Here is a 19,151-nt window from a genome sequence, read left to right on the forward strand (position 1 = left end):
CCCTCCCAGGCCGCTCGCCCGTCCGTCCCAACCCCCTTCAGGAGGAACCATGCTGACCATCGTCAACAAGCTGACCGTGACCGGCGACCGGGCCGAGTTCGAGAAGCTGCTGGGTGAGATCACCGGCTACATGAAGAGCCAGCCCGGCTTCGTCTCGCACACCCTGTACAAGTCGCTGAAGGACGAGAACGTCCTGATCGAGACCGGCACCTGGGAGAGCCGCGAGGCGCACGCGGCGGCCCTCCAGGGCGCCGGCTTCCGGGACCGGGTGGGCCTGCTGATGAAGCTCGCCACCGCCGAGTTCGAGCCCTGCCTGGAGATCCCGGCGTTCCCGGCCGGCCAGTAGCCACCGCCCCCACCGCGGCGGCCGGGAGCCCGCGCGTTCCCGGCCGCCGCGCCCGTACGTCCCCGCCCGTACGTCCGAACACCCAGGACTCCGCCCCGAGTTGAGGAGAGGCAGCACATATGAACGACACCGAGGCCTCCGGCTTCACCGCCGTGATGCGACTTCGCGAACTGGCCATGAGCGGCGCGTACGCGGCGACCGTCCGCGCGGCGGCCCGGCTGCGCGTCGCGGACGGGATCGGCGACACACCGACCACCGCCGAGGAACTCGCGGCCACCGTCGGCGCCGAGCCCGGGACCCTGCTGCGGCTGCTGCGGGCGCTGGTCGCCCACGGCGTCCTGACCGAGGAGGCGGACGGCTTCGCGCACACCGACGCGTCCCGGCTGCTGCGCGAGGACGCCCCGCGCAGCCTGCGCAACATGGTCATGTGGGCCACCGAGCCGTGGACCTGGGCGGTGTGGGGCCTGCTCGACGAGTCGGTGCGCACCGGCAAGGGCGTCTTCCAGGACGTCTTCGGCAAGGAGTTCTTCACCTACCTGCACGAGGACGCGCCCGACTCCGCCGAGATCTTCGACCGGGCCATGACCGAGTCCAGCCGCCTCTCCGCCAAGACCGTCGCCGACGTCCTGGACCTGGGCGGCGCCACCACCTTCGCCGACATCGCGGGCGGCCAGGGCCTGGTCCTGGCCACCCTGCTGGAGCGCCACCCCGGGCTGCGGGGCACCCTGGTCGACCTGCCCGACGTGATCGCCGGCGCGGACGGGCGGCTGCGCCCCGGCGGCGCCCTCGCCGAGCGGGCCACCCTGCTGCCGGGCGACTGCCGCGACAGCATCCCGGTGAAGGCCGACTTCTACCTCCTGAAGAACATCCTGGAGTGGGACGACGAGAGCACCGTGACCACGCTGCGCAACGTCCGGGCCGCGGCGCCGGCCGGCGCCAAGGTCGTGGTGATCGAGAACCTGGTGGACGGCAGCCCGGAGATGCGGTTCACCACCGCGATGGACCTGCTGCTGCTGCTCAACGTCGGCGGCAAGAAGCACACCAGGGCCGGGCTGTCCGCGCTGATCGAGGAGGCCGGGCTGGAGCTCGGCGGGGTGCGGCAGATCGGCCCGTACCTGCACTGCTTCGAGAGCACCGTCCCCGCGTCCTGACCGACCCACGAAGCGAGGGCGTGACCCGGGAACCACGGGTCACGCCCTCGCTTCTGACGTACCGTCAGCCCCGGTCGACCGTGGCCAGCAGTCCCGGCGGGTAGCGGTCGCCGGCCGGGCCGTCCGGGGGCAGCAGCTCGTCCAGGGCCTGCCGGAGGTCCTCGTCCAGCCGCAGCTCGGCGGCGGCGAGGTCGGCCGCCAGGTGGGCCCGGTCCAGGGTGCCGGGGATCGGCAGGACGCCGTCCCGCGCGAGCAGCCAGGCGAGGGCGAGCTGGGCCGGCTCGGCGCCCGCCTTCCGGGCGAGCTCGGCCAGCCCCTCGGCCAGCGCCAGGTTGGCGTCCAGGTTGCCGGGGGCGAACCGGGGGTCGCGGTGGCGGAAGTCACCGGGCGGCAGCGTCCGCGGGTCGGTCCGCCGGCCGGCCAGCAGGCCCGAGCCCAGCGGCCGGTAGGCGACCAGCGTGGCGCCCGTCTCCCGGCAGGCGGGCAGGATCTCCGCCTCGACGTGCCGCTCCCAGAGCGAGTACTCGGTCTGCAGCGCGCTGACCGGGTGGACGGCGTGCGCCCGGCGCAGCGTCGACGGCGCGGCCTCGCACAGGCCGACCCGGCCGACCTTGCCCGCCGCGACCAGCTCCGCCATCGCGCCCATCGACTCCTCGACCGGCACCCGCGGGTCGATCCGGGCCAGGTAGTAGAGGTCGATCCGGTCCGTGCCCAGCCGGCGCAGCGAGTCCTCGCAGGCCCGGCGCAGGTGCTCGGGGCTGCCGTCGAGGCCGGGCGGGCCGCCGTCGCGGTGGAGGATGCCGGTCTTGGTGGCGAGCACCACGCCGTCACTGCGGTGGGCGAGGGCCCGGCCGAGGACCTGCTCGCCGACGCCGCGGCCGTAGTAGTCGGCGGTGTCGAAGTGGGTCACGCCGAGGTCGAGGGCGTGCCCGACGATCCCGGCGGGGTCGTCCGCCGGTCCGTAGGCGCCGGCCTGCGGCAGCCCGCCGAGGCCGATCGCGGAGACGGCCGGCCCGGTCCGGCCCAGGGTGGTGGTCCGCACGGTTCAGTCCTCCAGCAGCGCGACGGCGCGGGACCAGCCGGCCCCGGCCCGGGCCAGCTTGACCGGGAAGCAGGAGACGGTGAAGCCGTACGGGCGGGGCAGGGTGTCGAGGTTGGCGAGCCGTTCGATCTGGCAGTACTCGCGGTCGCGGCCGGCGAAGTGGGCCGGCCAGAGCACCGAGCGGTCGCCGGTCTCCTGGTAGGTCCGCAGGATGTACGGGAACGGGGCGTCCAGGCTGAAGGCGTCGGTGCCGATGACCCGCACCCCGAGGTCCAGCAGGAAGTGCACCGCGGAGCCGTCGAGGCCGGCGAAGTCGGAGAAGTAGGCGGGGGTGCCGAGGTGGCGGTCCGCGCCGGTGTTGAGCAGGGCGATGTCCATCGGGGCCGGGGCGTAGCCGATCCGGTCGAGCTCCTCGGCCAGCTGGTCGGCGCCGACGGCGCCCGTCCCGGCCTTGGTGAGGTCGAGGACGAAGGCGGGCCGGTGGAACCAGTCGAGCGGGAGCTGGTCGATCGTGCGCGGGCCGCCGTCCCGGTAGGAGGCGCGGCTGCCGTAGTGCGCCGGGGCGTCGATGTGGGTGCCGGTGTGCACGGTGAGGGTGAAGGTGTCGTTGTTGAGGAACTCGCCGTCGGGCAGCACGTCGACGTCGAAGTCGACGCCGAAGTGCTCCCGCATCGATTCGGCCATGTGCAGGGCGCCCTCGCGCGGCGACATGGTGACGTGGGTGACCGGGTCGGGCTCCCAGAAGGTCGCGTCCACCGGTGAGGACAGGTCGATCAGCTGCATCTCTACCCCTGGGCTTCGGAGTTGGCTTCCGAGTTGGCGTTGGCTTTGGCTTTGGCGTCGGCTTCCACGCCGACTTCCGCGCCGGCTTTCGCGGTGACTTCCACGCCGACTTCCGCGCCGGCTCCCGGATCGGCTCCCGGATCGCGGACGACCGCGGACGGCGCCGGTGTGATGGCGCGGTTGCCGAAGGCGAGTTCGGCCAGCACCTTGCGGTAGACCGGCGAGCGGGAGAGCAGCGGCGCGAGGACGGGCCGCAGCGCGCCGGCCACCCGGCCGTTGGAGAGCATGCCGCGGCTCTGCAGGACCTGGATGCGCATGATCCGGGCGATGTCCCGCTGCCGGGCGGTGGCGTACGCGTGGACCGGCGCGCTCTGCCCGTCGGCGGCCAGCGAGGCGAGCAGCGCGGGGTGCAGGGCGACGGCGTCCTGCACCGCGAGGTTGATGCCCTGCGCGCCGATCGGGCTGTGGGTGTGGGCGGCGTCGCCGATCAGCACCAGCCCGTCCCGGACCCATTCCCGGGCGACGCCGGAGAACACGTCCAGCAGGGTGAGGTCGCCGAGCGCGGTGATCCGCGCCCGGACCTGGTCGGCGTACATCGGCATCGCGGCGCAGATCAGTTCGCGGACCTGCTCGGTGCCCCGGGCGGCGAGGGTGCGGTAGCCGCCGTGCGGCAGGGTCCAGCCGACCTGGATGGCGTCCGGCACCGCGGTGTACGCGAGGACCGGGTTGCCGCCGGCGCGGAAGATCCGCACCTCGTTCAACGGCCGTCCGTCGGAGGGCAGTTTGAACCAGAGGACGTCCTGGTCGAAGACGTCGAGGCGGCCGGCCCCGATGTCGGCCAGCCGGCGCACCTTGGAGTAGCGGCCGTCGGCGCCGACCGTCCAGCGGGCCCGGACCACCTGTTCGCCGCCGCGGCCGCCGGCGACCACGCCGCGGACCCGGCCGTCCTCGGTCAGCAGGGCGCCCACCTTGGCGCCCTCCAGGTAGCGGAACCCGGACAGCTCCCGGCACTGGCCGAGCAGTTCCTCCAGCACGTGCCGCTGGGGGATGCTCAGCAGGCAGTTGAACGGGCCGGGCAGCCGCCGGTAGTCGCCGTCGATCAGGGTCCGGCCGCGCTCGGACAGCACGAACCGGTCGTGCTCGTGGCTGCCGCGCTCGCGCGCCCCCGCCAGCACGCCCAGGCGGTCGAGCAGGGTCATCCCGCCGGGCTGGAGGATCTCGCCGCGGAACTGCCGCTCGAACGAGCGGGAGCGCTCGACCACGACGACGTCCACGCCGGAGCGGGCGAGCAGCAGGGCGAGGGTGAGGCCGGCCGGGCCCGCGCCGACGACGCAGACCTCGGCCGTCAGGTCGGTCACCGGCCGGCCCTGGCGCTGCGCTCGACCAGCGCCTTGGCGTGCTCCAGGGTGGTGCGGCTGTTGGCGCCGAGGGCGGCGCGCACCTTGTCGCGGGCCTGCGCCAGGGTGGCGTCCGGTCCGAGCAGGGCGGGGACGGCGTCGGCCCGGAGCACCACGGTGTGGTGGGAGGTGGCCGCGACGCCCTCCGCGGTCTCCTCGAAGGTCCACGCGCCGGTGTGGGCGGCCATGATCGGGGGCAGCACGGTCTGCTTGTAGACGATCCGCTCCGGCAGGCAGACCCGTACCGACTCGGTGGTGTGGGTGGTCCCGTCCGGTGCCCGGGTGTCCATCACCATCTTCTGGACGCCGTCCTCCGGCTCGGTCAGCTCCAGCCGGGCCACGTGCGGCAGCCGCTCGGGCCACAGCTCACAGCGGCGGATGAAGTCGTACGCCTCCTCGCGCGGGCCCCGGACGAGCACGGTGTCGTCGAAGGAGAGCAGCAGTTCGTCGAGGCCGGGGCTGCGTTCGGCGATCTCCTTGAGGCAGCCCAGCTCGGAGCGGGAGTTGCGGTCCACGGCCTGGTCGATCCAGGCGAGGTCCGGCGCGCTGTCCCCCACCGCGGCGAAGGTGTGGCCGAGCACCACCTCGGTGCGGCCGTCGGGGGCGGGGGCCATCGTCCAGCTACCGGTCATCGAGGCGACCGGCGCCTGGGACACCTCCTGGCGGAACTCCACCCGCCGGGTGTCCGGGTCCAGTTCGCGCAGCGAGGTCCAGCTGCGCACCTCGCCGTTGGCGAAGGCCCAGATCCGGATCCGCTCCCGGCGGTCGTCGCCGTCCACCCGTTCGGCGTGGACGGTGGGGGTGAACAGGTGCGGCCAGCCGCCGACGTCGGCGACGAGCCGGTAGAGCGTCTCGGCGGGCGCGGAGACGAGGATGCGGTGATCGGTGTGCCGGATGTCCTGCGCGGGCACGGTGGCCCTCCTTCCATGGGGTGGACTCGGGTGGTCGGACGCGGGTGGTCGGACGCGGTCCGCCCGGACGCGGTCGGCCCGGGGTGCCGGGGAGCCGGGATCAGTAGTTGCCGAGCCCGCCGCAGACGTTGATCGCCTGGGCGGTGACCGGGTCGGCGGCCTCGGTCGCCAGGTAGCCGACCATCGCGGCGACCTCCTCCGGGGTGCTGTACCGGCCGAGCGGGATCTTCGCCTCGAACTTCTCCAGCACCTCGGCCTCGGTGACGCCCCAGTGCGCGGCGTAGCCCTGCCGGACCCGGCCGGCCATCGGCGTCTCCACGTATCCGGGGCACACCGCGTTCACCGTGATCCCGGTTTTGGCCAGTTCCAGCCCCAAAGCTTTGGTAAATCCGACGACGCCGTGCTTGGAGGCGGAATACGGCGCTCCGAGGACGACGCCCTGCTTTCCTCCGGTCGAGGCGATATTGATGACCCGCCCCCAGCTCCCCTCGCGCATGCCGCCGCGGGCGAGCACCTCGCGGGTCATTCGGAAAACGCCGTTGAGATTGACGTCGATCACGTCGCACCAGGTCTCGTCCGGAATCTCCGCCGTAATCCCGCCACCGCCCCGGCCCGCGTTGTTCACCAGGATCTCGACCGGCCCGAACCGCTCCACGGCCGCCGCCACGGCCACCGCGACCTGCTCGCCGGAGCGGACGTCACAGCTGACGCCGTCCACGTCCAGACCCTGCTCGCGGAGCCGCTCGACCGTGACCGCCACGTCGTCCTCGGTGCGCGCGCAGACGAACACCCGGTCGCCGCGCCGCCCCAGCTGCTCGGCAACGGCGAGCCCGATGCCGCTCGTCCCGCCGGTCACCAAAGCGACCCGCTTGCTGTGTTCCGCCATGTCTCCGCCTTCCCGCCGGTGTCCCCCGCCGCCGGGTGCGGGCGGGGGCTGGTACGTCGTCACGCTCCGGCGGACTCTCCCGGGAACGGTTCAAGACACCCTCAAGGCGCGGCGGAACGGCCGGCCTCCGGCGGCCCGGCTGGACGGCAGCTCCAAGCGCTCTCCAGGCTCCGCTGCGAGAGTCGGGCGCGCCCCGTTCCCCCGTGCCCGCCGGTCCCGGCCGCTCACCCCCCCCCCGGACCGTCCGCGCCCGGCCCCGGCCCCCGCGCGACCAGCCCCGGTGCGCGCCGGTCCGCGCCCTTTCACCACCCCTTCGCGCCCGTGCACGACCGTGCACGCCGCTCTGCCCCGATCTGCCCCGAGAGGAATCCCGATGACCGCTCACGACGCCACCGCGCTCACCGACACCGACACCTACCTGCGCGTCCAGCACTTCTACGCCCGCCAGATGCGGCTGCTGGACACCGGGGCCACCGACGACTGGGCGGCCACCTTCGCCGAGGACGGGGTGTTCGCGGCCAACGGCCTGCCCGCTCCGGTCCGCGGCCGTGGCAACATCGCGGCGGCGGCAAAGGAGGCGTCCCGGCGACTCGCCGAGGCGGGTGTGGTGCACCGGCACTGGGTGGGGATGCTGACCACCGAGCCCGCCGAGGACGGCCTGCTCCGGGCGACCTGCTACGCGCTGGTACTGGAGGTGCCGCGCGGCGGGGAGGCCACCGTGCACCGCTCCACGGTCTGCGTCGACCTGCTGGCGCCGGCCGGCGGCGGCTGGGTGGTGGTGGACCGCCGGGTGACCCGGGACGATCTCGCCTGAGCGGCGACCGGGCCGGACCGGACCCTAACGGACGTTCGGTTTTTGCCAAGCTCATGACGCACGCAGGTTGACAATCAGACAGTCTTCGTATTGTCAGGTAATACGACTTCATGGCAGGGTCAGGCCGACAAGATCGGCGCATCTCGACCCAGAGACCAGAGCGGGGGAGAAGAACCGTCATGTCGACCACAAAATGCGCGGAGGCTCCTCTTATCCGACGAAGCGGATTACCAGCCAACGGCCTTCGACGCGCTCCCGGCCGAACTATTGGAAAGATCGTCAGTAACCCGGCCCGTCCCAACGGCAGAACGGTATCGAGATGAAACCGACTGAGTCCGCCCGGGTACTGCTCATCGACGACCACACCCTGCTGCGGCAGTCGCTGCGGCAGGTCCTCGCGGCCGAACCCGACCTCGCGGTGGTCGGCGACACCGGCGACGTCGACGAGGCCGTCGCCCTCGCCGCCGCCACCGCGCCCGACGTCGTCCTGCTGGGCGGCGAACTGCTCGACGCGGAGGTCGCGGAGGCGGTCCGGCGGATCGCCTCCGTGGCACCCGACGCCCGGGTCATCGTGCTGAGCATGAGCGACCGGCCCGCCGCCGTCCGCGACCTGCTGGACCTCGGCGTACGCGGCTTCATGCTCAAGAGCGTGAGCCGTTACGAACTGCTCGCCGCCATCCGCGGGCTGTACAGCCGGGACCAGTCCACGCTGGCCGTCTCCCAGCACAGCCTCGCCCAGCTCAGCACGCAGACCACGGTCACCCTGTCGGAACGGGAGCTCGAAGTCCTCGTCCTCGCCGCCCAGGCGCTGACGAACTTCCAGATCGGCTCCCGGCTCGGCATCGCCGAGGGCACCGTCAAGCGCCACCTGCGCAACGTCTTCGGCAAGTTGGGCGCGGTGTCCCGGATCGACGCGGTCAACAAGGCGGTTGCCGCGTCGCTGATCCCCGTCCCCACCCGCACCCGGGGCGCCCCGCTGACCGCGCTCCGGCAGCCCTGACCGCTCCGGCAGACCCGACCCCTTCCAGACCTGACCCCTCCGACCCCGAGGACGGCCGACGCGCTGCCGGGGCAGCCGGTTGCGAACGGCCGGCGACGAGGTGACCGGCCCGGCGACCAACGGTGGTCGCCGGGCCGGTCCCGCGTCCGCGCTCACACCGGGCGGGCCGCCCCGGTCACCTCCAGCGGCCCCTCCGCGGAGGGCTCCGGCAGCTCGCGGCCGTGCACCGCGTCCCGGATCTCCCGGCGCTGGACCTTGCCGTTCTGCGAGCGCGGGATGCTCTCCACCACCTCCACGTACCGCAGGTGCTGGTAGTACGGCATCAGCGCGTTCGCCCCGCGCACCGCCGCCAGCGCCGCCCCCTCCTCGTCGGCGTACGGCTTGGCCAGCACCACCAGCGCGTACGCCACCGCACCGCTGAACCGGTCCGGGCGGTCGACCACCACGCTGTCCGCGACCTCGGGCCGCCCCCGCAGCACCCCCTCGACCTCGGTCGGCGACACCAGCCAGTTGTCGCACTTGAAGACGTCCTTGATCCGGTCGACGACGAACAGGTAGCCGTCCTCGTCCGTGTAGCCGATGTCGCCGGTCGAGAACCAGCCCTCGGCGTCCAGGTGCGCGGTGGGCTCCGCGCCCAGGTACCCCTTCATCAACTGCGGCCCGCGGACCTGGATCTCGCCACGCTCCCCGACCGGCAGCTCCGCCCGGGTGTCCACGTGGACGATCCGCGACTCGGTGCCGGCCGACGGCGGCCCGCAGGAGCCCGCCCGCGGATCGTCCAGCCGGTCGAAGTGCGTCTGCGGGGACGCCTCGGCCAGCCCGTAGCCCTGGCCCACCGGCACCCCGAAGCGGGCGGTCAGGCCCCGGGTCGCCTCCGGCGCCAGCGCCGACCCCCCGGAGAGGACCGCGCGCAGCGTCGGCACCGTCCCACCCGCCGTCGGATCGGCCGCCAGCCGCGACAGCCGCATCGGCAGGCTGTAGTAGTGCGTGGTGCCGCCCTCGCGCGCCGCGGCCAGCGACCCCGGCACGTCCGGGTCGGTCCACAGCAGCTGGGTCGCGGCGGCCTGCACCGCGGCGTTGAGGTGCATCAGGTGGTACGTGGGCAGGTAGTTGAAGACCACCGACCCGGCGTCCAGGCCGTGCGCGTGGGCGGTCTGCGCCGCGTTGACGGTCAGGTTGCGGTGGGTCAGCTCGACGGCCTTGGGCGCGCCGGTGGTGCCGCTGGTGAACAGCAGGTTGGCGACCGCCTCCGGATCCCCGGCGGCCTCCGGGACGGGCTTCCCGGCCGCGGCCGCCAGCACCTCGGCCAGCACCGGCACCCCCTCGTCCTCCGCGGCGGCGGAGGTCAGCAGCACCGTCTCCAGGCGCGGCAGCCGGTCCCGGACGGTGCGCACCCGCCGGTACACCTCGGGCGTCAGCACCGCGGTCCGCGCGCCGGAGGTGGCCAGCACGTGCACCAGGGCCTCCTCCCGCAGCAGCGGGTTGACCAGGGCGGCGATCCGGCCGGCCCGCGCGGTGCCGTAGTACGCGACCGGGAACGCCGGGGACAGCTCGGCGGCGACCGCCACCACGGCCTCCGGGCCCGGCGTCAGGGCGTGCAGGGCGGCGGCGAAGGCGTCGACCTGCCCGTCGAGCCGGCCGAAGGTCAGGACCGACCCGTCGGGGCTGCGCAGCGCCGCGCGGTCCGGGGCCAGGGCCGCCGCGCGGCTCAGCAGGTGATCCACCCGGGGTCCGCCGAGCCGGTCCGCGATCGTGGCCAGCGGAACGCCGGCCACGGCGCTGCTCCGGCGGGCAGTTGGGCTGGACGTGGTCAAGGGTCTTCCTCCTCCGTCCGGTGGGTGCGACCCGCACCCGGTACGGGGACCGTGGCAGGCCGCCTTGGGGCACGGATCGCGGCCCGTTCGAGCGGGCGGGCTCCCTCGACCGGGCCGCGATCGCGCCGGTCCAGGCTGGCCGGCGCACGTCGACGCAGAACCGACCGATGGGAGTAGCGGATGCGCGTGTTGTTCGTGGCCACCGCAGGGGCGCACCTGCCGTGGATCACCCCGCTGAGCTGGGCCTGCCAAGTCGCCGGGCACGAGGTGCTGGTGGCCTCCCGTCCGGCCGCCACCGCCTTCCTCACCGCGGCCGGGCTCACCGTCGCCCAGGTCGGCGACGAGGACGCCATCCGCGCCGCGCAGGCCACCCACCGGGGCCTCGCCTCCACCGGCGGCCCCCGCCGGCTGGCCTCCGGCTGGGTCAGCAACCCCGAACGGCTCGACCGGGACACCCGGCGGCTGCTCGGCACCCGCCAGATCACCTCCGCCGACGCGATGACCGACGACCTGGTCGCCCTCGCCCGCGCCTGGCGCCCCGACGTGGTCGTGTACGACACCGTCGCGCTGGCCGGGCTGGTCACCGCGGCGGCGCTCAAGGTCCCGGCCTTCGGCCACACCTGGGGCTTCTCCTTCGGCTTCGACTTCGAGCGGGACGAGGACCTCCGGGAGCCCTTCGCCGGGCTCTTCGAACGCTTCGGCGTCGAGCCCCGGTTCGCGCCGGACGCCTGGATCGACCCCTGCCCGCAGACCCTGCGCTCGCCGCACCCGGTGCCCTGGGCGCCGATGCGGCTGGTCCCGTACAACGGGCCGCTGGTGCTGCCGGAGTGGCTGCTGGAGCGGCCGGAGCGCCCCCGGGTCTGCGTCACCGGCGGGGTGACCACCACCGCCCTGACCGGGCTGCTGGGCCGGCTGGCCGAGGGCGTGCTGCGGGCCGGGGCCGAACCGGTCCTGACGGTCGCCGGGCACCACGACGTCTCCCCCGCCGACCTCCCGGACGGCGTCCGGCTGTTGAGCGCCTTCCCGATGAGCACCCTGCTGCCGAGCTGCGACGCGGTGATCCACCACGGCGGCGTCGGCACCGGCATGATCAGCGCGGTCACCGGGCTGCCGCAGCTGGTGGTCCCGCACACCGCGATCCAGGACCACTGGGCGGAGCGGATCACCGAGGTCGGCGCCGGCCTGACCCTGGACGTCCCGGACGGTCCGGACCCCGACGCCGTCGCGGAGGCCGTCACCGCACTGCTCACCGTGCCCGGGCACCGGACGAGCGCCGCCCGGCTGCGGGACGAGAACGCCGCCATGCCGTCGCCCGCCCGGCTGGTGGGGCTGCTGGAGCGCGCCGTGGCCGAGGGCGGCGTGACCGGCAGCGAGCTGGTCGTCCAGCCGTAGCGTCCGTCCTCCCGATCGGGCCCGGTCCGCTGGTGAGCGGGCCGGGCCCGACCCGGTGTCAGGCCCGGGCCGCCGCCGCGGGTGCGGCCTCGTACCCCTCCGCCCGGAGGAAGCCGGCCGCCGCCAGCACCGCCCGCCGGTCGTCGGCGGGGGCGCCGCGCCGGGCCGGCAGGGTGGGGACGGCCGCGCTGCGGCCGGAGACGACCGCCGGCCGGCGGCGGGCCAGCGCGGTGAGGCCCTGCCCCGGGCCCGCCTCGACCAGCACGTAGCGGCCGGAGTCCAGCAGCGCCCCGAGGGCCGGCCCGAACAGCACCGGCGCGGCCGGCTGCCCGGCCCAGAACGCCGGGTCGGTGGCCTGCCCGGGCGTGAGCGGCCCGGCCGTGTACCCGGAGAACAGGACCGGGTCCGGCGGGGACAGCCGCAGCGCGGCCACCGTCGGGAGCGACTGCGCCGCGGCCGCCGCCAGGCTGGGGCTGTGGAAGCCCTGGACCGCCCGGGTGCGCCGGCAGAGGAACCCGTCCACCCGCAACCGGGCCTCCACCCCGGCCAGTTCGTCCTCCGGCCCGGCCAGCACGCACTGCTTGGCGCCGTTCACCACCCCGACCACCACCTGCTCGCTCAGGTACGGCGCCAGTTCCTCGCGCCGGGCGGCCACCGCGAGCATGCCGCCGGGCGGGGCGGTGCTGATCCGGGCGATCCGGTCCATCTGCAGCCGGACCGCGTCCGGCAGCTCCAGCACCCCGGTCAGGACGGCGGCCACCACCTCGCCGACGCTGTGCCCGAGCACCGCCGCCGGCCGGATCCCCCAGCTGAGCACCAGCCGCGCCAGCGCGTGGTCGACGGCGAACAGCAGGGCCTGGGCCCGGGTCACGTCGTCCAGCGGCACCGCGGGCCGCTCGCTCAGCCAGTCCGCGCGCACCCGCCCGCCCTCCGGGCCCATCAGCCCGAAGACCTTGTCCATCGCGGCGGTGAACACCGGCTCGGTGCCGTACAGGCCCACCGCCATCCCCTCGTACTGCGCGCCCTGGCCGGGCAGCAGCAGCACCACCGGGCGGGGGCCGGAGTCCGCTCCGCCGGTGGTCGTGGCGGTGGTCCGGCCGGGGAGTGTCGTCATCGCGGTCCGTCCTTCCAGGGTTCGGTCAGACGCGCCCTGGGACGCGCCCTCGTGGCGCCGATGCTGGCCGGGCCGGGTCGAGGCGGTCTCGACCGCCGTTCGACCGGTGGTCGACCGGCCCGGTCCGGCCTCGAACCTCGCTCCACGTCAGGTCGAGGCGCCCGGCCCAGGATGGAGGTCGACCGACCACGCGGAACCCGCGGGACGGTCGACGGAGGACGACCCCGGGCGCGCGCCACAAGCCGCTGTCCGGCCTCGTCCTGGCCGATCACCACGGCACGGTGCCGGGCCGGCGGGGCCGACAGCGCCCACCGCCCGGTCCGGCACCCCGCCCCACGGACGCCCGTGGGCGCACGGACACACCGACACCGACATACCGACACCGACTCATCGACTCATCGACAACGGATTGACATCCTCCCCGCCCTAGGGCGTGTCTGACAATTCGCGTCGGATCAGCGCGCGGCGTTGGGGTGCGTGCATCGCAAGGCGGAGGAGGGAGTCCATGCGGAGCATCGGCGACCGACGACAACGCGGCGAGGTGCGTGCCCCGGCGTCGCGCGCCCGGCGGGAATTGTCAGACACGCCCTAGCGGACGGGGATTCCTCCCGCGCCCGTGGCACGGGCACCCGTGCGTGGCGGGTCGCCGAGGCGGGTTCCCCGTTCGACGGGCCGTGCCCGGCGTGGGATCGCCACGCCGGGTCTTGCCGGCCCTCCAGGGGCGTTCAGCCTGTCCGCCTGCCCGGCGGCCAGGATGTTCCGAGCAGCGTTGAGGTCACGGTCATGCAGCACGCCACACGCACCACACGCCCATTCCCTCACGTGCAGGGGCTTGGGCCCGTCACGGTGTCCGCACGCCGAGCAGAGCTGGGAGGACGGGAACGCACGGGGCACGATGCCGACGTGCCGTCCGTAGCGGGCTGCCTTCTCTTCGAGCAGTCGCCGGAAGGCGGCCCATCCGGCGTCGTGGACGGACTTGGCGAGTCGGCCCCGGGCGAGGCCGCGCACGTTCAGGTCCTCCAGGTAGACGGCTTGGGTTTCGCCGATCAACTTGGTGGTCTGTTTGTGCAGCCAGTCCCTGCGGGTGTCGGCCACCTTGGCGTGCGCCTTGGCGACCTTCCTGCGGGCCTTGGCCCGGTTCTTCGAGCCCTTGGCCTTGCGGGACAGTTCCCGCTGCGCGGCCTTGAGCTTCTTCTCGGCCTTGCGCAGGAAGCGCGGGTTGTCGATGACGCTGCCGTCGGAGAGGACCGCGTAGGTGGTCAGCCCGAGGTCGATGCCGGCCTCGGCATCGACCTCGGGCAGGTGGCCGGGTTCGACGTCCACCACGAAGCTCGCGTGGTAGCGGCCCGCCGCATCCAGCACGACCGTCACCGAGGACGGGTCGGCGGGCAGAGCGCGCGACCACTTCACCCGCACATCGCCGATCTTCGCCAGGTTCAGCTTCCCGTTGCCCCGGAGACGGAACCCGTTACGGGTGAACCGCAGCGACTGCCGGCCATCGCGCTTCGACTTGAACCGGGGAAGCCCGATCGGCCGACCGGCGCGCTTACCGGACACCGAGTCGAAGAAGTTCCGGTAAGTCAGAACCTCCGGAGACCGCTCCGCCGCTACGCGGCTCCGCGTCAAACCCCCATTCCTCCCCGGCCTGAAGGCCGGGGCATCCTGGGAGATCAGAGGTGAGGATGAGGTTCGAGGGCCTGTTCATCGCGGGCGCCGCCTTCCATCTGCCACCGCCCGTGGCCGTACGCGACGCCGTCCGCGCGGGCTGGTGCGAGCCGGAGCTGGAGGCGTCCACCCGGATGCTGTCGGTGCGCGTCTCCGACACGCTCTCGGCGCCCGAGATGGCGGTACGGGCGGCGCGCGCCGCGCTGCGGTCGGCCGGGCGCGATCCGGCCGACCTCGCGCTGCTGCTGCACGCCACCGCGTACTACCAGGGACTGGACGAGTGGCCGGCGCCCTCCTTCGTGCAGCGGGAGGTCGCCGGGGCGAGCCACTGCCCGGCGATGGAGGTGCGGCAGATGTCCAACGGCGGCATGGCCGCGCTGGACCTCGCCTGCCACTACCTGGACGGCGCCCCCGAGGACCGGGCCGCGCTGCTGACCGCCGGGGACCGCTTCTGCCCGCCCGGGTTCGACCGCTGGCGCACCGACCCGGGGACGTTCTACGCGGACGGCGCGGCCGCCGTGGTGGTCACCCGCCGGCCCGGCTTCGCCCGGATCGTCGCGCTGGTGTCGCACTCCGAGCCCGGCCTGGAGGCCATGCACCGGGGTGACGACCTGTTCTCCGACGCGCCGTTCACCCATCGCCGGCCGATCGACATGGGCGTCTGGCAGAAGGCGTTCATCGCCCGCCACGGCATGCCGTACACGGCCACCCGGGTGTCCCGCGGCGGGCGCACCTCGCTGGAGTCGGTGCTGGCCGAGGCCGGGACGGACCTGGCCGACATCGACCACTTCGTGCTGCCCAACCTGGGCATGCACCGGCTGGACTCCGGCTACTTCCGCCGCTACGGGATCCCGGTGGAGCGCTCCACCTGGGAGTGGGGCCGGACGGTCGGGCACCTCGGGCCGGCCGATCAGTTCGCCGGGCTCGCCCGGCTGTGGCGGACCGGCCGGCTGGAGCCGGGCCAGCGGGTGCTGCTGCTGGGCGTGGGCGCCGGCTTCACCTGGTCCGGCGCCGTCCTGGAGGTCCTGGCGCGGGCCGACGGGCAGCCTGTCACACACGGGGACGACTACGACTACGGGGGCGGGGCCTGAGAGAGGCCCTCAGCATGACGGAGGCGGCCGGCCCGGGAGCTCTCCCGGGCCGGCCGCCTCCGTCATGTCCGCGAGCGCCGCGAGGGCGCCGGTCAGGGCGCCGTACGGGCCACCAACCGGCCCAGCACGTGCGCCAGTTCGCCCTCCAGCGCGGCGCCGCACCGGCCGCCGTGGTCCACCGAGCGCCAGGCCACGAAGCCGTCCGGCCGCACCAGGGCGGCCCCGGTGTGGCCGAGCTGGTAGCGGGCGCCCCACTCGCCGTCCGGGTCCGCGAGGTCGGTGCCGATCCGGTGGGCGGCGAACGGCGTCCCGAGCCGGGCGGCGGCGCGGCTGCCCGCCTCGGCCCAGGGGGTGCCGTCGCGGCCGGTGAGCAGGACGAAGCGGTCGCCGAAGAGGTCCAGCGTGGAGACGGGCGCGCCTTCGCGGGTCAGCCGGACGTGCGGTGCCCGGGTCCCGGCGAGGCCGGCCAGGTCGGCGGGTTCGCAGGGTTCGGTCCCGGCCGGTGCCCCGCCCATCACGGCGGCCGAGCGGTAGTGGTAACCGAAGGTCAGGGCGAGTGGTGAGACGCCGCCGCCCTCGCCGTCGGAGCGGCTGCGCTCGTGCTGCTTGGCGGCGGAGAAGGCGCTGGTGGTCTCGGCGACGGGCTGCCGTTCCGCCTCGTAGGAGTCGAGCAGTTCGGGGCCGGCCCAGCCGTTCAGGACGGCGGCGAGCTTCCAGGCCAGGTTGTGGGCGTCCTGGACGCCGGTGTTGGCGCCGAAGCCGCCGGCCGGCGAGACCACGTGGGCGGCGTCCCCGGCGAGGAAGACCCGCCCGTCGCGGAACCGGTCGGCCACCCGGGCGGCGAGTTCCCAGCCCTGCACCGGCCGGGCCGCGTCGGCCAGCGTCGGGACGATCTCCGCGTCGAGCGCCGGGTCCCCGGTGGCGGTGCGGACCAGCTCCAGGCAGCGCTCGGGGGTGAAGTCGTCCAGGTGCTCGCCGCGTTCGGGGTGGTACGGCACCATCAGCAGCCAGCGGTCCTGGCGTTCGAACATGGCCAGCAGGGTGCCGGCCTCGGGCTTGTCGATGTAGCAGACCGAGATCAGCCGGCCGCGCAGCAGCGCGGTGAGGTCGGCCTCGAAGACGATGTTGGCGACGTGGTGGAGCACCCCGGGCCCGTGGGTGGTGATGCCCAGGGCCTGCCGGACCGGGGAGCGGTGCCCGTCCGCGCCGATCAGGTAGCGGGCGCGGATCCGCCGGCGCTCGCCGGTGCCGGCGGACTCGACCAGCGCCGTGACGCCGTCCGCGTCCTGCTCGAACTCCACCATCCGGGTGGCGAAGCGGACGTCGGCGCCGAGCTTGCGGGCGTGGTCGAGGACCAGCGGTTCCAGCACCTGCTGGTCCACGAAGGCGGGTTCGCAGGGGCTGAGGTGCGCCACCGAGCCGGGCGCCTCGCGCCGCACCCGGTAGATCTCCGGCCCGGCCAGCGTCTCCACCCGGGCCAGCTCCGGGTACCGGTCGAACACCGAGGGCGGCGCCGCCCGGATCACCGGCTCCAGGCCGGAGGACCGGTAGATCTCCATCGAGCGGGAGTTCATCACCCGGCCGCGGGGCAGCACCGAGGTGCCCGGATGCCGTTCGACCACCGTCGTGGTGATGCCGTGGCCGCGCAGGAAGGCGGCCGCCGACAGCCCGACGAGGCCGCCGCCGACCACGAGTACCGACACTTCTTCGTCGTCCATGACTCTCCCTCGTCCGAGCGTGTACCTGAACGTGCAGATGGCTGGGCGCGGAGGTCGGTGCCGCCCGCGCCCGCGCCCACACCCTGGCCGGTCCGCCTCGAACGGTGCTGGAGAACGGCTGCGCTGCTGGAGAACGGCTGCGCTCCCCCGACGCCCGGAAGTTCGGCCGACCGACCCTACCGGTCCGCGCCCCGCCCCTGACAGGCTTACGGTGCGGCCGAGTTGGGAACGCCGGACGGCCTTCCAACGGTTCTCCAGCCACGCCCGGTACTGCTGATCGGCCGGGCCACGGGGAAGACCCCACCGGCTGAACCGGCTGAACCGGGCGAATCGGAGAGGAACCGAGGATGACGCGATCGAGCGGGCGACGGGTACTGGTGACGGGGGCCTCGCGGGGCATCGGGGCGGCGATCGCCCGGGCGGTGGCCGCGGACGGCGGCCGGGTCGCCCTGCTGGCCCGTCCGTCGGCGGAGCTGGACGGCCTCGCGGCCGAACTCGGCGCGCCGGCGGTGGGCGTGGACCTGGCCGACGAGGCCGCGGCCGGAGCCGCCGTGCGACGGGCCTGCGAGGAGCTGGGCGGGCTGGACGTCCTGGTCAACAACGCCGGGGTGTTCCCGCTGGGCCTGGTGCGGGACGGCGATCCCGCGGACTGGCGGGCGATGCTCGACCTGAACGTGCTCGGGGTGCTGACGGTCAGCCGGGCGGCGATCCCGGCCCTGCTCGCCGGGGAGCACCCGCAGATCGTCAACATCGGCTCCACGGCCGGGCGTTCGGTGTCCCACGCGATCCAGGGCGTGTACGCGGCCACCAAGCACGCGCTGGTGGCGCTCAGCGACGGCCTGCGGCTGGAGCTCGCCGGGGACGGCGTACGGGTCACCCTGGTGTCACCCGGCGCGGTGCACACCGGGGGCGCCGCCCGGATCAGGGACGAGGCGCTGCGCGGGGTGCTGGCCAAGGTGCAGGAGGCCGTCGGGCTGGACCCGGCGGAGGTGGCGGAGCAGGTGCTGCACGTGCTGCACGCCCCGTCCGGGGTGCACGTGACCGAGCTGGCGGTGCTCTCCACCCGGGAGCAACTGGGCTGATCCTGCCGCGGATCGGGCACGGATCAGGGGCGGCCGGGACACCCCGGCCGCCCCTTCCGCACGTTCAGCGCGTTCAGTACGTTCAGCGCGTTCAGCGCCCGCCCGCGACGGTCAGCACCTCCCCGGTGATGTTGCCGTTGGCCCCCGAGCAGACGAACAGCACGGCGTTGGCGACGTCGGCGGGCGCGCTGAGCCGGCCGCTCGCGGTACGGGCGCTCTCCTGCTCCCGCACCGCGGCCGGCAGCCCGGTCAGGGCCCGCTCGGTCAGGGTGAGCCCGGGGCAGACCACGTTGACCAGGATGCCGTCCGCCCCGGTGTCCCAGGCCAGACTGCGGGCGAAGCCGTGCAGTCCGGACTTGGCCGCGCCGTAGAACTCCTGGCCCCGGTGGCCGTCGACCGCCACGTGCGAGGAGAGCAGGGCGATCCGGCCCCAGCCGCGCCGCCGCATGCCGGGCACGACCAGCTGGGCCAGCCGCACCGTCGGCGCGAGGTTCTGCTGCACCACCGGTTCCCAGTCCTCGACCGGGACGTCCTCGAAGCGCACCCCCGGCGCCCGGCGGGTGGCCATCATCCGTACGGCGCTGGTGACCAGGACGTCGATGTCCGCCCAGCCGTCACCGGCGGCGGCGAGTTCGTCGAGGGTGCGCTCGGGTTCGGTCAGCGCGTAGCGCACGGCCCGGGCCCGGCCCTTGGCCGCACCCAGTTCCTCGGCCAGTTCGACGGCCTCGCGCTCCTTGCTGTGGTAGCCGACCAGGACCCGGGCGTCCTCGGCGGCGAAGGCCCTGGCGATCTCCCGCCCGATCCCTCCGGTCGCACCGGTGACCAGGACCACCCGGTCCGCGACTGCGAGTTCCACGCTGCCTCCTTGCGGCCCGGTGTCCGGTGGGCCGGCCTCCGGGGGCCCGGCGGAGCGTCCGCCGGTCCCGGCGCGAGCCTGCCCGGCCC

17 protein-coding genes are annotated in these 19,151 nt (G+C 74.5%); 7 read left to right on the forward strand and 10 right to left on the reverse strand.

Going from position 1 to position 19,151, the window contains the following annotated elements; translation table 11 throughout:
* Positions 1-49: 49 nt before the first annotated feature.
* Together ACYP53_RS25095 and ACYP53_RS25100 are read left to right on the forward strand one after the other, a co-directional pair.
* The gene (locus tag ACYP53_RS25095) at positions 50-346 is read left to right on the forward strand and encodes an antibiotic biosynthesis monooxygenase family protein (protein ID WP_189926071.1); all 297 of its coding nucleotides are present in this window, start codon (positions 50-52) and stop codon (positions 344-346) included.
* A gap of 119 nt (positions 347-465) precedes the next feature.
* Complete coding sequence (locus ACYP53_RS25100; protein WP_189926070.1) at positions 466-1,497, forward strand: methyltransferase; 1,032 nt, start codon at positions 466-468, stop codon at positions 1,495-1,497.
* A gap of 64 nt (positions 1,498-1,561) precedes the next feature.
* Here the strand turns inward: ACYP53_RS25100 and ACYP53_RS25105 are convergent, their stop codons facing one another.
* The 5 genes from ACYP53_RS25105 to ACYP53_RS25125 form a co-directional block, all read right to left on the reverse strand.
* Positions 1,562-2,539, reverse strand: a complete 978-nt coding sequence (locus ACYP53_RS25105) for an aldo/keto reductase (protein ID WP_459649058.1) — start codon at positions 2,537-2,539, stop codon at positions 1,562-1,564.
* Between the two features lie 3 nt (positions 2,540-2,542).
* Positions 2,543-3,322 carry a cyclase family protein gene (locus ACYP53_RS25110; protein ID WP_189926065.1) on the reverse strand — a complete coding sequence of 260 codons (780 nt, stop codon included), beginning with the start codon at positions 3,320-3,322 and terminating at the stop codon, positions 2,543-2,545.
* A 2-nt stretch (positions 3,323-3,324) separates the two neighbouring features.
* Positions 3,325-4,680 (reverse strand): FAD-dependent monooxygenase, encoded by a 1,356-nt coding sequence (locus ACYP53_RS25115; RefSeq protein ID WP_459649059.1) that lies wholly within the window; start codon positions 4,678-4,680, stop codon positions 3,325-3,327.
* The gene (locus ACYP53_RS25120) at positions 4,677-5,630 is read right to left on the reverse strand and encodes an aromatase/cyclase (RefSeq protein WP_459649060.1); all 954 of its coding nucleotides are present in this window, start codon (positions 5,628-5,630) and stop codon (positions 4,677-4,679) included. The genes ACYP53_RS25115 and ACYP53_RS25120 overlap by 4 nt, the downstream gene beginning before the upstream one ends.
* Before the next feature lie 100 nt (positions 5,631-5,730).
* Positions 5,731-6,516, reverse strand: a complete 786-nt coding sequence (locus ACYP53_RS25125; protein WP_189926060.1) for an SDR family NAD(P)-dependent oxidoreductase — start codon at positions 6,514-6,516, stop codon at positions 5,731-5,733.
* 373 nt (positions 6,517-6,889) lie between these two features.
* On the opposite strand from ACYP53_RS25125, the gene ACYP53_RS25130 reads away from it, so the two are divergent.
* On the forward strand, positions 6,890-7,330 hold the full coding sequence (locus ACYP53_RS25130; RefSeq protein ID WP_189926058.1) for a nuclear transport factor 2 family protein: 441 nt from the start codon (positions 6,890-6,892) through the stop codon (positions 7,328-7,330).
* Positions 7,331-7,649: 319 nt separating this feature from the next.
* Positions 7,650-8,330 carry a response regulator gene (locus ACYP53_RS25135; RefSeq protein ID WP_189926056.1) on the forward strand — a complete coding sequence of 227 codons (681 nt, stop codon included), beginning with the start codon at positions 7,650-7,652 and terminating at the stop codon, positions 8,328-8,330.
* Positions 8,331-8,482: 152 nt separating this feature from the next.
* Here ACYP53_RS25135 and ACYP53_RS25140 read toward each other — a convergent pair whose 3' ends face one another.
* Positions 8,483-10,144 carry a class I adenylate-forming enzyme family protein gene (locus ACYP53_RS25140; protein WP_229929261.1) on the reverse strand — a complete coding sequence of 554 codons (1,662 nt, stop codon included), beginning with the start codon at positions 10,142-10,144 and terminating at the stop codon, positions 8,483-8,485.
* A gap of 180 nt (positions 10,145-10,324) precedes the next feature.
* Between ACYP53_RS25140 and ACYP53_RS25145 the strand changes: the two genes are divergently transcribed.
* A complete protein-coding gene (locus ACYP53_RS25145; RefSeq protein WP_189926054.1) occupies positions 10,325-11,536 on the forward strand; it encodes a nucleotide disphospho-sugar-binding domain-containing protein in 1,212 nt (403 codons plus the stop codon).
* Between the two features lie 58 nt (positions 11,537-11,594).
* Here ACYP53_RS25145 and ACYP53_RS25150 read toward each other — a convergent pair whose 3' ends face one another.
* The gene (locus ACYP53_RS25150; protein ID WP_459649061.1) at positions 11,595-12,650 is read right to left on the reverse strand and encodes an acyltransferase domain-containing protein; all 1,056 of its coding nucleotides are present in this window, start codon (positions 12,648-12,650) and stop codon (positions 11,595-11,597) included.
* 588 nt (positions 12,651-13,238) lie between these two features.
* Positions 13,239-14,276 (reverse strand): RNA-guided endonuclease InsQ/TnpB family protein, encoded by a 1,038-nt coding sequence (locus ACYP53_RS25155; RefSeq protein ID WP_459649062.1) that lies wholly within the window; start codon positions 14,274-14,276, stop codon positions 13,239-13,241.
* 56 nt (positions 14,277-14,332) lie between these two features.
* Here ACYP53_RS25155 and ACYP53_RS25160 point away from each other — a divergent pair, with 56 nt between their 5' ends.
* Positions 14,333-15,406 (forward strand): ketoacyl-ACP synthase III family protein, encoded by a 1,074-nt coding sequence (locus ACYP53_RS25160; RefSeq protein WP_459649063.1) that lies wholly within the window; start codon positions 14,333-14,335, stop codon positions 15,404-15,406.
* A 92-nt stretch (positions 15,407-15,498) separates the two neighbouring features.
* Here ACYP53_RS25160 and ACYP53_RS25165 read toward each other — a convergent pair whose 3' ends face one another.
* Positions 15,499-17,124 carry an FAD-dependent monooxygenase gene (locus tag ACYP53_RS25165; protein WP_459649064.1) on the reverse strand — a complete coding sequence of 542 codons (1,626 nt, stop codon included), beginning with the start codon at positions 17,122-17,124 and terminating at the stop codon, positions 15,499-15,501.
* Between the two features lie 347 nt (positions 17,125-17,471).
* On the opposite strand from ACYP53_RS25165, the gene ACYP53_RS25170 reads away from it, so the two are divergent.
* Positions 17,472-18,206: an SDR family oxidoreductase gene (locus ACYP53_RS25170; protein WP_459649065.1), complete on the forward strand. Its 735-nt coding sequence runs from the start codon at positions 17,472-17,474 to the stop codon at positions 18,204-18,206.
* 91 nt (positions 18,207-18,297) lie between these two features.
* On the opposite strand, the gene ACYP53_RS25175 is transcribed toward ACYP53_RS25170, so the two are convergent.
* Complete coding sequence (locus ACYP53_RS25175; RefSeq protein WP_189921119.1) at positions 18,298-19,062, reverse strand: SDR family NAD(P)-dependent oxidoreductase; 765 nt, start codon at positions 19,060-19,062, stop codon at positions 18,298-18,300.
* Positions 19,063-19,151: the final 89 nt, after the last annotated feature.

Source organism: Kitasatospora sp. Ki12 (genome assembly GCF_054601375.1).

What these genes read in the sequence shown, in the direction of transcription:
- ACYP53_RS25095 (WP_189926071.1), top strand. Translation starts at nt 50, where the DNA reads ATGCTGACCATCGTCAACAAGCTGACCGTGACCGGCGACCGGGCCGAG.
- ACYP53_RS25100 (WP_189926070.1), top strand. Translation starts at nt 466, where the DNA reads ATGAACGACACCGAGGCCTCCGGCTTCACCGCCGTGATGCGACTTCGC.
- ACYP53_RS25110 (WP_189926065.1), bottom strand. Translation starts at nt 3,322, where the DNA reads ATGCAGCTGATCGACCTGTCCTCACCGGTGGACGCGACCTTCTGGGAG.
- ACYP53_RS25125 (WP_189926060.1), bottom strand. Translation starts at nt 6,516, where the DNA reads ATGGCGGAACACAGCAAGCGGGTCGCTTTGGTGACCGGCGGGACGAGC.
- ACYP53_RS25130 (WP_189926058.1), top strand. Translation starts at nt 6,890, where the DNA reads ATGACCGCTCACGACGCCACCGCGCTCACCGACACCGACACCTACCTG.
- ACYP53_RS25135 (WP_189926056.1), top strand. Translation starts at nt 7,650, where the DNA reads ATGAAACCGACTGAGTCCGCCCGGGTACTGCTCATCGACGACCACACC.
- ACYP53_RS25145 (WP_189926054.1), top strand. Translation starts at nt 10,325, where the DNA reads ATGCGCGTGTTGTTCGTGGCCACCGCAGGGGCGCACCTGCCGTGGATC.
- ACYP53_RS25150 (WP_459649061.1), bottom strand. Translation starts at nt 12,650, where the DNA reads ATGACGACACTCCCCGGCCGGACCACCGCCACGACCACCGGCGGAGCG.
- ACYP53_RS25160 (WP_459649063.1), top strand. Translation starts at nt 14,333, where the DNA reads ATGAGGTTCGAGGGCCTGTTCATCGCGGGCGCCGCCTTCCATCTGCCA.
- ACYP53_RS25165 (WP_459649064.1), bottom strand. Translation starts at nt 17,124, where the DNA reads ATGGACGACGAAGAAGTGTCGGTACTCGTGGTCGGCGGCGGCCTCGTC.
- ACYP53_RS25170 (WP_459649065.1), top strand. Translation starts at nt 17,472, where the DNA reads ATGACGCGATCGAGCGGGCGACGGGTACTGGTGACGGGGGCCTCGCGG.